Origin of the sequence: Helicobacter pylori (assembly GCF_003638305.1) — a bacterium.
GTDB lineage: Bacteria > Campylobacterota > Campylobacteria > Campylobacterales > Helicobacteraceae > Helicobacter > Helicobacter pylori_DJ.
In genome coordinates this window covers 19242-33146 of the sequence record NZ_MVYP01000003.1, presented here as the reverse complement: position 1 = coordinate 33146, position 13905 = coordinate 19242, and the positions used below count along the sequence as shown (strand labels likewise).

The window sequence follows — 13905 nt, the reverse complement described above, 5'->3', positions numbered from 1 at the left end:
TAAAAATGTTTTAAGAAATTCTTTTAAAATCAGGTCTTTGGGGTTTTTTAGGGAAAAAAGCTTTTTTAAACTCAGGTTCCCATAGTTTGATCACGCCATGGTGGGTCATCTGGTGCATATTGACTAAACGCATGTTTAAAAGAGCCTTTTCTTTAGCTTCGCTGTCGCTCAAATCTTCTTTAATTTTGAACGCTTGAATGATTTGCTCCCACAATTCATGCTCTTTAGCGTCTTCGTTTAAAAAATCTTTATAGTTGAAGCCGCCAATCCCTTTGACCCCTTTGATATTATCCCCCTTATCCCCCACAACGCATTGGTAATAAGCAAAAAAATGGGCTTCTTTTTGACTCACATTAAAAAAGGCGTTCGTTTTCAAGTTGAAATGAGAACCTCTATTGGAATACAAAATATCCTTATCCATGCTGGCTATCACATAATTGTTGGGGTCTTTCTTTTTGTAAAAAGAGATAATATCATCGGCTTCATATTCAAAACAATGTTCGCCCTGGATTTTAGCCCCTTTTTTTAGGGGGTATTTTTCCACTAAAGCGATTTTGAGAGCTTTTAAAAGGGATCTAAAATCTTCATCAAATTGGTGCCGTTTTTGTTTGTAATGATCGCACAGCTGGTAGCGGAAACTCTCTCTGCCTCTAGTGATAAAAAAAAGCGTTTTAGAGCAATGGGTTTTACGCATGATAGATAGAATCTGAGTGGTCAAGAAAATAACGCCCACTTCTTGCAAGCTATAAGCGGCGAATCTTTTGGGGAGCGTTTTATTAGAGAGCAAACGCCTAACAATATTAGGGATAACGCAATCAATGTCCAATAAAAGGGTTCTTGAATGCGTGGATCTTGTTTTGTTAAACGCTTGTCTAATGGTTAATCCTTAAGTTGAATTTCTCTCTTTAAAAGATAAACTATTATAGTAAATATATAGCAAATAATAAGTTATTTTAATGATAATTAGCTCTATTCTCATTAAATACGCTAAATTTTAAGAGGTTATCGCTTGTTCTAGCTCTTTTGATTGTAAAAACGCTTTTAGCATTCTTGCATTTTATGATTAGCGCCCCATGAAAACAGAGTTTAAGGATTTTCTACTTGCGCGGTAAGTTATACTTCCGGCGTTTTTCCCAAAGGCTTTTACGGCTAATGCCAAGCTTGCTGGCTAATTCCGTATCGGTGCAAGTAGAAGAAAAATGCCTGATCGCTTCCTTTTCGTATTCTTGAATGGAAAGAAAGGACGTGTTATTGCTGAACAAAGATAGGGGTCTATTGCCGCATTCAATGCTCACAATTTTAGGAAATTCTAATGGCTCTTTATGGGTATAGGACAAAACAATGGGGCATGAACGAGCCAATTCCAACAATTTCAATTGCTCGTCTTTTTTAAGCTCTTCTAAATGCATGATGTAAAAAGGGCGTTCTAATTTGTCTTTATTCTTGTATAGCTCTTTCCAAGTGGTATCCTTTAAAGAGAAAAAAGAAAAATCCATTTGCCTTTCTTTAGCGTATTGCAATAAATAAGCGTTCGCAAGCTCTTGAGAGGGCGTGTGGATGATAAAGGGCGGCCTGTAGGAAAAATCTTTAGGCAAGGGCAATTCCGCATGGATAAAGTCTAAGTAATTTTCATAAAATCCCAAGCGAGCGGTCATTTCTTGATAAGCTCTATGGTATTGGATCTTACGCAACAATTCATCCATTTTAAAAGGTTTTAGAATATAATCTCTCGCTCCCGCTTGAATGGGTTTATTCACGCCATCTTCATTGACATGTGAAGCCATCATGATAATGATTTGCTTGGAATTATAACGCACAAAATGTTCGCAACGCCCTTGAGTGCAAACTTTAGAAGAAACTAAAATCACATCATAAGGCTCTTTATTTTCTTCTGAAATGCTAGAGATGATCTCGCAAAAATGCCCCAAATCATGCAAATTATGAGAGATACTCCTGGCTAGCGCTAAATCATCTTCAATGATTAAGATTTTCATCAATTCTTCCTTTTATCGCATTTAAAGTTTTTGTTTATAACGCATGCTCACATGCGCTTGGACTAACAGCCCCTCTTGTTTGCCAATGAACCCCATTTTTTCCATTGTGGTGGCTTTCAAGCTGATTTGAGATTTTTCTAAACCCAAAAGTTGGCTCAAATTCTCCAAAATCGCCGGTTTGTAAGGAGTGATTTTAGGGATTTCGCTAAAGATGGTCGCCCCCATTTCAAGCAATTCAAACCCAATGCTTTGAGAAAAATCCAATACGATTTTTAAAAGCTCTTTAGAAGAGGCGTTTTTGTATTTGGGGTCATTATCAGGGAACCATTCGCCAATATCCCCTCCTTTAATCGCCCCTAAAATCGCATCAATAACCGCATGCAACAAAGCATCGCCATCGCTGTGAGCCTTTAACCCAAACTCGCAATCCAAAACAACCCCCCCTAAAACCATAGGCTTATTTTTAACAAACGCATGCGTATCAAAGCCCATGCCGATAAAAGTGTCCTTTGCTGGGTTGAAAAAGAGCGCGAAATGTTTCAAATCATCGCTCGTGGTGAGTTTGTGCAAATTTTTACTGCCTTCAATATAACTCACACGATCAGGGAAAGCTTGTAAAATCGCGCTGCTTTCATCTTTAAAATCCCCTTGATTTAGGGCTGATTGGAGCGTTTTAGTGTGGCTTAATTGCGGGGTTTGAATGAGTTTGATCGCTTCTCTATCTAAAACTTCATTATAATAGATCGCTGTGTCATAGCAAGGCAAGTAAGGAGCGATGCAATAATGGCTCGTTTGTTGGAGGGTTAAAAACAAACTTTTAAGCACTTCCATATTGGCTAAACCCCTAGCCACATCGCTGGTGAGCGTGTAAGCGCTATCAATTACTTTTAAAGCGTTACGCACGGATTCTTGCCTTGATGCCCCGCCTTTTACAAGCTTGATTTTGGGGTAATGGCGTTGGATATAAATATAATCCAATCCGCTTACAACCAAAATGATTTCTTTAAAGTCTAGGGCTTCTTTAAAGCTTTCATACACGCTGAGCCATAAGGGGGTATGATTAGAGCGCAACCATTGTTTTTTGATGGTTTGAGAAAAACGCTTAGACTCCCCAGCAGCCAATAAAACAACGCTCGTTTGTTTAACAAGCGTTTCTAGCGTTTCTTTAGTTTCAAAAGGATCTTCTTCTAAACTTTCCAAAGAGAATTTAAAAGCTTCCCCATTCACTCTAATCAAGGACATGCGATTAACAACCCACCCCTATCATTTCACCAAAATGATTCTATAACCTTGGTTCAAGTCTAAAACTAAGAATCGTTTGGGTTTGCCTTTATACTTTTCTAAAGCATGGTTAAAATCCGCAACGCTTTTCACTTCAATCTCTTCAATTTTTGTGATGATATTGCCTTGCCTGAAGCCGGCTTGCTCCGCTGGGGAATTTTCATTCACTTGAGAGACTAAAACCCCTTGAACATCATCGCTCAAACGCATAGACCTTTTGGTTTTTTGGGTTAAATCTTCTACTTGAAGCCCGTTCAATTGGCCTTGCGTGCCGTTTTGAGCAGAAATGGTTTCTTTTTTGTTAGGGTTTTTCCTTTCGGCTAGAGTGAGGGTGAAAGTGCGTTCTTTTTTGTCTCTAATGACTTTTAAAGTTACTCTTTGATTGGGTAGCATGGAGCCGATTAGATTCCTTAACTCATTCGTGTTTTTAACCTTTTTCCCATTGACTTCAGTGATCAAATCCCACACCAAAATCCCTGCTTTTTTAGCCGGAGAGTCTTTTTCTACGCTAATGACCACCGCCCCTTCTTTATTGTCGTAAGAATTTTGCAAATCGCCGCTCAAATCTTGCAAGCCCACGCCCAAGTAACCTCTTTCAATCTTACCGGTTTTGATGAGTTGGGTTACAATATCTTTAACCATGTTAGAAGGGATGGCAAAGCCAATGCCGTGGTTGCCCCCGGTTTTAGAGATGATAGCGGTATTAATCCCCACTAACCCTCCACGGCTATCAATTAAAGCGCCACCGGAATTTCCAGGATTAATAGAAGCGTCTGTTTGAATGAAATTTTCATAGCTGTTGATCCCTATCCCGCTTTTATTGAGCGCTGAAACAATGCCTTGCGTAACGCTTTCACCCACGCCAAAAGGGTTACCGATCGCAAAAACCAAATCGCCCACTAAAATATCATTAGAATCAGAGAATTTGATCGTGGGTAAGTTGTCTTTAGTGATGCGAATCACGGCTAAATCGCTTTCAGAATCGGTGCCTACTAAAGTAGCGGAATATTCTTTGTTGTTCCCTGGAATGGTCACTTTAATCTTATCCGCGCCATCAATCACATGGTTATTCGTAACGATATAGCCATCTTTAGAAATGATGACGCCGCTGCCTAAAGCCCTTTCCATTCTTTCTTTAGGGATCATGCCGCCCAAATCCCCAAAAAATTGTTGGAAAAAGGGGTCATTAAACACACCGCCACCTATAAAATTGTTTTTAATCTTCTTTTCAGTGGAGATATTCACCACCGCTTTAATAGAATCCTTAATGGAATCGTGGTAAGAATAGATCGTATCCTCTTTAGAGGGGACGCTTATTCGCTCTTTCACTTTGGGCATGTTTTGGATTTGGATATTGCCCGCATTCAAGCTTAACGCTAAAGCCAAAGAGATAAAAAGGGTTTTTTTCATCATGGTTACTTCCTTAAAATGTGTAAACTTCAAAATTAAGAAAAGATTATATCAAATCTTTTTTGTTATTTTCATTAGCTTTTTGTGTAAAATAGTATCCAATGTAACACACAACAGCAAAAACAATCGTTAAAATCATCCCGATGCGTTGATCCTTATCCATAGCCGAACCAATCACGCCGATGACACACCCAGTGATCCCTATGAGTTGCAAAAAGGGCAGAAAGGGGGCTTTATAAGGCAAATCTTTTAAAGAATGCCCAGCTTTTAAGTATTGCTTACGGAAAGAATATTGCGAAATGGACACGCTAACCCACACAATAATCACCGTGAAACTGATCACATTAATCAAAGCTTCCACGACATTTTCTTTGGCATAAATTTGGACTAAAAGCCCTATGAGAGAAAAAGAAAGGGAAAAAAGCATCGCATAAGTGGGCGTGCCTTGTCGGTTGAGTTGGGAAAAAACCTTAAAAAACATCTTTTGTTTGGACAGCCCATAAATCATGCGGCTCGCTCCATAAAGCCCTGAATTAGCGGTAGAAAACATCGCCGTAATGATAACAGCGTTCATTATATCAGCCACATAAGGGATACCCATGCCAATAAAAGGCAAGTTGATGCGTTCTAAAACGCTCACAAAAGGGCTTTGCGTGATAGAAGAATCATTCATGGGTAAAAAAACAGAAATGACAAACACAGAGCCTAAAAAGAAAAAGACAATCCGCCACAAGGTCGCTTTAATCGCTTTGGGCATCACTTCGCTAGCGTTTTTAGTCTCTCCTACAGCCACCCCAATCACCTCTGTGCCAGTGAATGCAAAAATGACAGCGAGCATCGCGCTAAAAACCGCTGCGCTCCCGTTAGGGAAAAACCCCTTATCGCCAAAATGGAAGTTATCAAAAATAGAACTAAACCCATGCAAATAGATTTGATAAATGATCCCAATTACGCCAATGCCTATAAAAGCGATCACCGCTAAAACTTTAATCAGGCTAAAGAAAAACTCGCCCTCGGCAAAAATTTTAACCGAAAAAAAGTTCAATAAAAAAACTAACGCAATGCATAAAATAACCCAATAATGGATGGGAATATTTACAAACCAGCGTTGCATGAGCATGCCTATAGCGATGTATTCTAACGCCACCGTGATCACCCAGCCAAGCCAATACATCCAAAAAACCATATAGCCCGTGCCAGGGCCTATGAATTTAGCCGCATAATCCCCAAAGCTTCCCGTAGTGGGATAAACGCTAGCCAATTCGCCTAAAGAGAGCATGATGCAATAAACTACAAGCCCTCCAAAACCATAAGCGATCAAGGTCCCTAAAGGGCCAGCGTTCGCAATATTACCCCCAGTGCCTACAAAAAGCCCTGTGCCGATCGCTCCCCCAAATGCAATCATTAAGAGATGGCGCATTTTCATGTCTCTTTTAAGCTCGCCTTGTTTTTGCGTGGTATTTTGATGCGTTATCTTTTGATTGTCCATGCGACACCTCCTTAGATTGAAAATAAAAATAGCTTGGATTATAACAAAAATAAAATAAAATGATTTTTTTTAATTGAATATTGAAAATAAAATTTTAAAAAAACGAAAGAATACTAAAGTTAATGTTTATCAATATTTGATGAGAGCAAAGTTTTAAGGTGTTTTTTAAAAAAACGCTAAAAACTTCTTTTAAAACATTAAGATTTATAATATTTAATCGTGTAATCTATCCCCGAATAAAGGGTTAAAAAAACCGCTATAGCCACAAGCGCATAGGAGTAAGTTAAATTGGCTAATAAAGCGCCAATCGCCACGACTTGAGAAACGGTTTTATACTTGCCTAACGCATTGACAGGAATATCCTTTTTTTCATTAGCGGCTAAGACTCTAAGTCCTGAAATAAAAAATTCGCGCCCTAAAATCACAAACGGGATCCACGCATTCACACGATCCAAATAAACTAACCCTAAAAACGCGCTCAAAATAAGGATTTTATCCGCTAAAGGATCAAAAATTTCCCCAAAGCGCGATTTGGCTTTATAGCTTCTAGCGATGTAGCCGTCCAATAAATCCGTGAGCGCGGCAAACAAAAAAACCAATGAAGAGATCATGTTGATGTGAAAGGGGGTTAAAAAACTGAAATAAGTGCGCGTGTTTAACAATAAAAATAATAAAAACAAGGATAAGACAATACGCAAAATCGTCAAAAAATTAGGCAAGAGTTTTAAAACTTTCATGCTTTCAAAAAGACTTGTGAAAAATTCAAAAACGCGCGCCCTAAAAAGCTAAGCGCCACACACATTAAAACCACAGCGATCGTTAAAAAAATGATAACTAACGCTTGCGCTAAAACCCCTAAAAGAGCCAGCATGAAACTAAAAAGCAATAACCTAAAACCGCTTAAAAAAAACCTTTCTTGCGTGTAAAGGCTCAATTCTCTATAGAGTTTGTGCAAATAAAAAATAGAAACGCCATTACCGATTAGCGAAAGAGTGTTACTGGCGTTAGGGACAAGATAGCTTAAAAGAGCGCATAAAATCACCGCCAAAAAACTGAAAGCGAAATTTTCAAAAAAACTCAGATGGCGTGTGATTTTAGAAAGCCTGTAAAAACCAATCGCTCCGGCAATAAACCCAATCGCGCATAAAAAAAGAGACAATAACACGATATAAGCTAGTTGATTGTTAAAGAGGTTAGAAATTTGAAACGATTTTGCCCCGCTTGACACAAGAAAAAGCACCAACAAAATAGCCCCACACAAAGGGGCGAAAAAATAGCCCAACAAGCATTTTTTAATGAATTGCAACTCTTTGTTTTGGTGGATGTGGATAATGTTTTTCAAAAAAAATCTTTATTTAAAAGTAGTCCCGCCATCTACAACGATCGTTTGCCCTGTAAGCCAACCGCTTTGGGTTTCATCGCACAAAAAATAAGCCGCTCCGGCTAGATCGTTAGGATTGCCCATGCGTTTTAGGGGCGATTGCTCTTCTACTTTTTCTTTAATCTCCACATAATCAGGGAAGGCTTTCAAAGCGTCCGTATCAATAGGCCCGCCGCTAACCGCATTCACTCTAATGTTAAATTCGCCTAAATCCACGGCAGCGTATTTGACCATGGTTTCTACGGCGTTTTTAGAATTGCCATGCCCAGCATAATTAGGCATATAGACCAAATTCCCGGTAGAGCTTAAGCTCACGATCGCCCCGCCGCCTATTTTTTGCATGCGTTTTGCCGCTTCTTGAGCCCCTACGACAAACGCTAACACGGTGGCTGTGTAAATGTTGTTTAACCCCTTAGGTTTTAATCGCATAAACGGCGCAAATCCCCCCACGACAGAGCGCCCATAAATAATAGCGTTAGAAATAAAAAAATCCACTCTGTCAAAATCAGCGTCAATTTGTTTAAAAAGCTCTGTGTATTGCTCAGGCTCTAAAACATTAAGGGGGTAGGCTTTGGCTTTAATGGAATATTTTTGCTCCACATCTTCTATAATTTTGTTGGCTTCTTCAACATTTTTATTGTAAGTGAAAGCGATATTCACGCCACTTTGAGCGAATCGATACAATATCGCCTTGCCAATCCCCCTAGTCGCACCGCTGATCACTAGGGTTTTATTTTTCATGTGGTTGGAATGATTCATGCAATTACCTCATATTGTTGTAGGGTTTTTTCTAAAAGTTTGATCGTTTCTTTGCTTGGGGCCACTAAAGGCAGTCTGTAACTTGGGTTTTCAATCAAGCCGGCTAAATGCATGGCCATTTTAATAGGGATAGGGTTCGTTTCTACAAAAAGGGCTTGGTGCAAACTAAAAAGCTTATTTTGGATTTCTAGGGCTTGTTGGTATTTTTGTTTGAGCGTGCAATTGACCATTTGTGAAATCAGATTGGGCATTAAATTACCGGTCACTGAAATCACGCCGCACCCCCCTGAAAACATGATAGAGTGGTTGAGTGAATCTTCCCCGCTAAAAATTTTAAAATCTTTTTCATAATAATGCAATTCTGTTACTCTTTTCAAAGAGCCAGACGCTTCTTTAATGGCTTTAATGTTAGGGACTTCTCTAAAGAGTTTAAGAGCGGTTGGAACTTCAATAGACACGCCTGTGCGGCTTGGCACATCATAAAGCATGACAGGGATTTCCACTGATTGAGCGATAGTTTTATAATGTTCAAACAAGCCTTGTTGGGTGGGGCGGTTATAATAAGGGCTTACGCATAAAATCGCATCTGCACCGATTTTTTGAGCGAACTTTGCTAAAGAAAGGGACTCACTCGTGGCGTTACTGCCCACGCCGGCCAACACTTTCATGCGTGAATTTGAGGGCGTTTTAGTGTTTTTGCAAGTCTCTATGGCGATTTCAATGCAACGCATATGCTCTTTGTGGGTGAGCGTGGCGGATTCTCCTGTCGTGCCAACAGGCACGCATGCGTCCATGCCCTGAAAAATTTGGCGCTTGATCAAGGATTCATAAGCGGCCTCATCAACGCTCAAATCTTTTTTAAAAGGCGTAATTAACGCGCTAGATGAATGGAATTGCATGTTATAAGGCTCTTTTAAGGTTTCAAAAACACGGTGGTTGATTGGGTGTCTTTAAAATATTCATTAGCCACACGCACCAAATCGCTCACTTTTAAATCCAAAAATTGTCGCTGATAATCCGTCAAGCCTTGAATATCGTTTTGCACTAAATAGTCCGCAAAAAGCCCCGCAACATCGCTAGAACTTTCTAAATTAGAAATAAAGTCAGCTTTTTGATTGATTTTGAGCTTGTCTAATTCCGCTTGAGTGATTTCGCCTTTTTTAAGCTTTTCTAAAAGCGCTACGATTTCTTTTTGTAAATCTTCAGCTTTGACATTAGGATTACCCCCCGCAATGAATAAAAACACGCTTTCATCTTGTAATTGCATGTTGTGTGAGAAAGCTTGAGAAGCCAGGCGCTTTTTATCCACCAATTCGCTCTGTAACCACGAGCTTTTACCTTCGCCTAAAAGTCTACTCAAAGCGTCTAAAGCGACTTGATCTTTATGCTTGAAAGCAGGCACTTTATACCCTAACGCTACCCATTCTAAATGGACCCCATCTTTATGCACGACTGCCGTTCTGGCTCCATCTTGCTTAGGCTCTTTCATGTAAGGGGTGGGGATAGCCTTTTCATCAAGGTTTTTTAAGGATTCAAAATGCTTTTTAGTCAGTTCAAAAACCTTTTGGGAATTGACATCGCCCACCACTAAAACGATAGCGTTTTTAGGCTGATAATAGAGCGAATGGAATTTTTTAATGTCTTTTAAAGTCCAGTTTTGAATATCGTCCATAAAACCAATGGGCGTCCAATGGTAGGGGTGATAGACATAAGCGGTGTTAAAAAAGCGGAAATAAAGCATGCCTATAGGGGAATTATCGGTGCGCCATCGCCTTTCTTCAGCGACCACTTGACGCTCAGGCAAAAACTCATCTTCTTTTAAATTCAAAGAACCCATGGTTTCAGCGAACAATTCTAAAGACTTATCCAAGTTAGCTTGACTGGTTTTAATGAAATAGCGCGTGATGTCAAAGTTCGTAGAAGCGTTACTCACGCCCCCAAAACGCTTAACGATCTTATCAAATTCGCCGGCTTTAAGGTTTTTGGTGCTTTTAAAATTCAAATGCTCTAACATGTGAGCGATCCCGCTCTTGCCCATGACTTCGTTTCTAGAGCCGACTTTATAAAGCACATCCACTTCTATAACCCCGGTTTTATTTTCTAAGGGGACGCTTACGACTTGCAACCCGTTTTTTAAGGTAACGCTCTCATGTTTGGGTAAGTAAGATTGTGCGTGCATGCTCGCTCCTAAAGTGACTAACAAGACAGAACTAAGCCTCAAAAGTCTTTTAACAGAAAAATATCTCATCTTAAATCCGCTCCTATAGCCTCTTTAACGCTCAAAAATCCATCTTTTTGGAGTAATTTTACCAAATCTTTAAGAATATTTTGGCATAAATTTGGCCCATTGTAAATAAAAGCGCTATAAATTTGTAACAGACTCGCTCCCATTTTAATCCTTTCATAAGCTTCTTTGGCATCGCTAATCCCTCCCACAGAAACAAGAACGCTTTTATTGAAAAAAGCTTTAGCCAATTCTTTAAAGATTTCACGGCTTTTTTTAGTCAAGCATTTCCCGCTCAAGCCCCCCATTTCTTTAGGAGCGAACACCAGGCTTTTATCAATGGTCGTATTAGTCGCAATAATCCCATGCGCTCCCGCTCCAATAGCGCCATTGACGATTTCTAGCATGTCATCTGTTTCTAAATCCGGGGCGATTTTTAAAAATAAAGGCTTAGGGGTCATTTCTTTCGCCATGCAAAAAAGCTCATGCACAAACGCTTTGTTTTGTAAATCCCTTAAATTAGGGGTGTTGGGCGAAGAAAGGTTGAAAGTGTAATAATCGCCAATGTTTAAACATTTATTTAAAACCGCCTTGTAATCTTCTAGGGCATACGCTTGCTCTATGTGTTTGTTTTTGCCTAAATTGATGCCAATAGGGGTTTTATAAGGGGCGAAGCGCTTAAACGATCTTGCTCCCAAAATCGCCCCATGATTATTAAACCCCATCGCATTTTGTAAGGACTCTTCTTCAATGTGTCTGAAAAGCCTTGGTCTTTCATTCCCGCTTTGCGCGATATTAGTCAATGTGCCTGCTTCTAAATAGCCAAACCCAAAAGCGATTAACGCCCTGAGCATGGAAGCGTTTTTATCAAAACCGGCGGCCAAGCCTAAGGGGTTAGGGAAGTTTAAGCCTAAAATTTCATTTTCAAGCTTTGGGTTTTTATAACCCCATTGAGAATGGATTAAACTACACAAAAAGGGCGATGAAGAAAGCGTTCTTAAAATTTGACAAACCTTTTCATGAGCGATTTCAGCGTCTAGGCTAAAAAGATATTTTTTTACTAATGAATAAAGCATTTAAATCCTTGTCTTTGATGATTTGAACGATAGCTCTTTAAAGGGTTTTAAGGGCTTGTTTTTCAAAATAATCCTGTGAATTTAAAGGATCGTTAGGGTTTGAAACTTTAGCGTAACGGCCTTTAGAATTTAACTCGTAGCGTTTTAAAGTGTCTTTGAGTTGGATTTCTAAAATATGCAACAATTTATTGGCGATCTTTGGGTTTGTGGCGGGAATGAGCAATTCCACGCGCCTTTCTAAATTCCTGGGCATTAAATCTGCACTAGAAAAATAAATATTTTCATGTTTAAAATAATAAATGCGTGCATGTTCTAAATATTTCCCCACGATAGAATACACCCTGATATTTTCGCTCAAGCTCTTGACTTGGGGCTTTAAACAGCAAATCCCTCTAATAATGAGATCAATTTTAACCCCTTTTTGAGAGGCTTGATAGAGCCATTCAATGATTTCGCTATCCACTAGGGCGTTGGCTTTTAAAATGATATAGCCTTCTTGTTTGTGATTCATTTCATTTTGGATTAATTCAATGATTTTAGGCTTGATCTGTTTGGGTGCCATAAAAAGCGTTTCTAATGCGTTGCTAGTGGCGCTGCTAGTCAGCAAGGAATGGAAAAGCTTGATAATGTCGTTAGCGATTTCATTTTTAGCGCTAAAAAAACTCACATCGGTATAGATTTTAGCGCTCAAAGGGTTGTAATTGCCCGTACTTAAATGGGTGAAATGGCGTAACTGGTTGTCTGCTTTTTTGGTGATCAATAGCATTTTAGCATGCACTTTGAGTTTGAAGACGCCATAAACGACTAACGCGCCCGCCCTTTCTAAAGCTTTTGCCCAGTGCAGATTGCTTTCTTCATCAAAGCGCGCTTTTAATTCCACTAAAACGCTCACTTGAACCTTGCTCGCTGCTTCAATTAAGGCTTTGACAATGGGGGAATGCTTGCCTACACGATAAAGCGTCATTTTGATAGAAAGGGTGGTCGGATCGCTAGCGGCTTGCTCTATTAAATCGATCACAGGCTCAAAACTTTCATAAGGGTGAAACAGCAACAGATCTTGTTTTTCTATGGATTTGAAAAGATCGTTTTCATTGAAATGAGGGTGGATTTTGGGCGTGAAATTGGGCGATTTAAGGGTTTTAAAATCGCTATGATTGACTAATTCCCACAAATCCCCTAAATTGAGCATGATCATGCTTTTATAGATATGCATGCCGGTGAGTTTGTGCTTTTTGTAAGAATGGGTTTGAAAACTCCTTAAAGACGCTAAAAGGGTTTTTAAAAGCTCTTGACTCCCTTTTTGGGTTTGCAAGCGCACGATTTCGCCTTGATTGCGTTTCCTCAAACTCTTACTCATCAAATCCGCATAATCATGCGCTTCATCTTCAGTGATAGCAATATCCGCATCGCAAGTTACCCTAAACGCCATGCAATCTAAAATCTCATGCTCTAAAAACAATTCTTCTAAATGCGCTTCTACGATTTCTTCAGCCAACACAAACAAGCCTTTTTCTAGCTCCACAAAACGGAAGATAAAAGAGGGGAGTTTGATGAGCGCATAGGAGGTAATTTGAGTTTCTTTGTCTTTGATGTGGGCAAAAAGCGCGAAAGTCAAATTCGCTAAAGGCGGGAAAGTGTGCGAAGAATCCAACTTAAAAGGCAAGACTAACGCATAAAGCTGCTCTTTAAAATAGGTTTTAGCCTTCGCTTTTTGCTCTAAATTCAATTCATTATAGGGGGTGATACAAAGCCCTTTTTTAAAGAGTAGGGCTTGGATTTTTTGAAATTCTAATTCCCTTTCTTCAATTTCATGCACTAAATAATGCTTGATTTTTTCTAGTTGCTCTTCAGGGCTTGCGCCATCAATGCCTTTAGAGGCGATTTTATGCTCATAGAGTTGTTTAAGCCCCGCCACTCTTATCATGTAAAATTCGTCTAAATTCGTGTCATAAATGGCTAAAAATTTCAAGCGCTCTAATAAAGGCAAGCTCTCATCTTTGGCTTCGTTTAAAACCCTTGTGTTAAAAGCTAACCATGAAAGCTCTCGGTTAAAGAAACGATTCAATAAAAATCCTTCAAATCATCATGTTTAAAAATTGATTTTGTTTAGTGTGATTATATAATGAAATGATAATCATTGAAGCTTTTTTAAAAAGTCATGGTCGGAGTAGCGGGATTCAAACCCACGACCTCACCCACCCCAAGGGTGCGCGCTAATCAGGCTGCGCCATACTCCGCAATCAAAAAGGGGTATTTTAATATAAGTTTGCTTAGTTATTGCTTATGTTTGG

Annotated in this window: 12 protein-coding genes and 1 tRNA gene; all 13 read right to left on the bottom strand. The window is 39.4% G+C overall.

Annotated features, from left to right (window positions below; genetic code table 11):
• Positions 1-10: 10 nt before the first annotated feature.
• On the bottom strand, positions 11-877 hold the full coding sequence (locus tag EAL04_RS01875; RefSeq protein WP_120972899.1) for a 5'-3' exonuclease: 867 nt from the start codon (positions 875-877) through the stop codon (positions 11-13).
• Positions 878-1097: 220 nt separating this feature from the next.
• Positions 1098-1994, bottom strand: a complete 897-nt coding sequence (locus tag EAL04_RS01865) for an OriC activity response regulator (protein ID WP_120972897.1) — start codon at positions 1992-1994, stop codon at positions 1098-1100.
• Positions 1995-2015: 21 nt separating this feature from the next.
• A complete protein-coding gene (locus EAL04_RS01860; RefSeq protein WP_120972895.1) occupies positions 2016-3236 on the bottom strand; it encodes a bifunctional 2-C-methyl-D-erythritol 4-phosphate cytidylyltransferase/2-C-methyl-D-erythritol 2,4-cyclodiphosphate synthase in 1221 nt (406 codons plus the stop codon).
• 21 nt (positions 3237-3257) lie between these two features.
• The gene (locus EAL04_RS01855; RefSeq protein ID WP_120972893.1) at positions 3258-4688 is read right to left on the bottom strand and encodes a Do family serine endopeptidase; all 1431 of its coding nucleotides are present in this window, start codon (positions 4686-4688) and stop codon (positions 3258-3260) included.
• A gap of 43 nt (positions 4689-4731) precedes the next feature.
• The gene (locus EAL04_RS01850) at positions 4732-6174 is read right to left on the bottom strand and encodes an amino acid permease (RefSeq protein ID WP_120972891.1); all 1443 of its coding nucleotides are present in this window, start codon (positions 6172-6174) and stop codon (positions 4732-4734) included.
• A gap of 197 nt (positions 6175-6371) precedes the next feature.
• The gene (pgsA, locus tag EAL04_RS01845; protein ID WP_000866194.1) at positions 6372-6911 is read right to left on the bottom strand and encodes a CDP-diacylglycerol--glycerol-3-phosphate 3-phosphatidyltransferase; all 540 of its coding nucleotides are present in this window, start codon (positions 6909-6911) and stop codon (positions 6372-6374) included.
• Positions 6908-7516 (bottom strand): hypothetical protein, encoded by a 609-nt coding sequence (locus EAL04_RS01840; protein ID WP_120972889.1) that lies wholly within the window; start codon positions 7514-7516, stop codon positions 6908-6910. The genes pgsA and EAL04_RS01840 overlap by 4 nt, the downstream gene beginning before the upstream one ends.
• Before the next feature lie 9 nt (positions 7517-7525).
• On the bottom strand, positions 7526-8314 hold the full coding sequence (locus EAL04_RS01835) for an enoyl-ACP reductase (protein ID WP_021177352.1): 789 nt from the start codon (positions 8312-8314) through the stop codon (positions 7526-7528).
• Positions 8311-9213, bottom strand: a complete 903-nt coding sequence (gene dapA, locus EAL04_RS01830) for a 4-hydroxy-tetrahydrodipicolinate synthase (RefSeq protein WP_120972887.1) — start codon at positions 9211-9213, stop codon at positions 8311-8313. Before dapA ends, EAL04_RS01835 begins: the two co-directional genes overlap by 4 nt.
• Before the next feature lie 14 nt (positions 9214-9227).
• Complete coding sequence (gene pqqE, locus EAL04_RS01825; RefSeq protein WP_120972885.1) at positions 9228-10562, bottom strand: zinc protease PqqE; 1335 nt, start codon at positions 10560-10562, stop codon at positions 9228-9230.
• Positions 10559-11614, bottom strand: a complete 1056-nt coding sequence (locus EAL04_RS01820; protein ID WP_120972883.1) for a quinone-dependent dihydroorotate dehydrogenase — start codon at positions 11612-11614, stop codon at positions 10559-10561. The genes pqqE and EAL04_RS01820 overlap by 4 nt, the downstream gene beginning before the upstream one ends.
• 37 nt (positions 11615-11651) lie before the next feature.
• Positions 11652-13679, bottom strand: a complete 2028-nt coding sequence (locus EAL04_RS01815) for an RNA degradosome polyphosphate kinase (RefSeq protein ID WP_120972881.1) — start codon at positions 13677-13679, stop codon at positions 11652-11654.
• Positions 13680-13773: 94 nt separating this feature from the next.
• Positions 13774-13851, bottom strand: a tRNA-Pro gene (locus tag EAL04_RS01810).
• Positions 13852-13905: the final 54 nt, after the last annotated feature.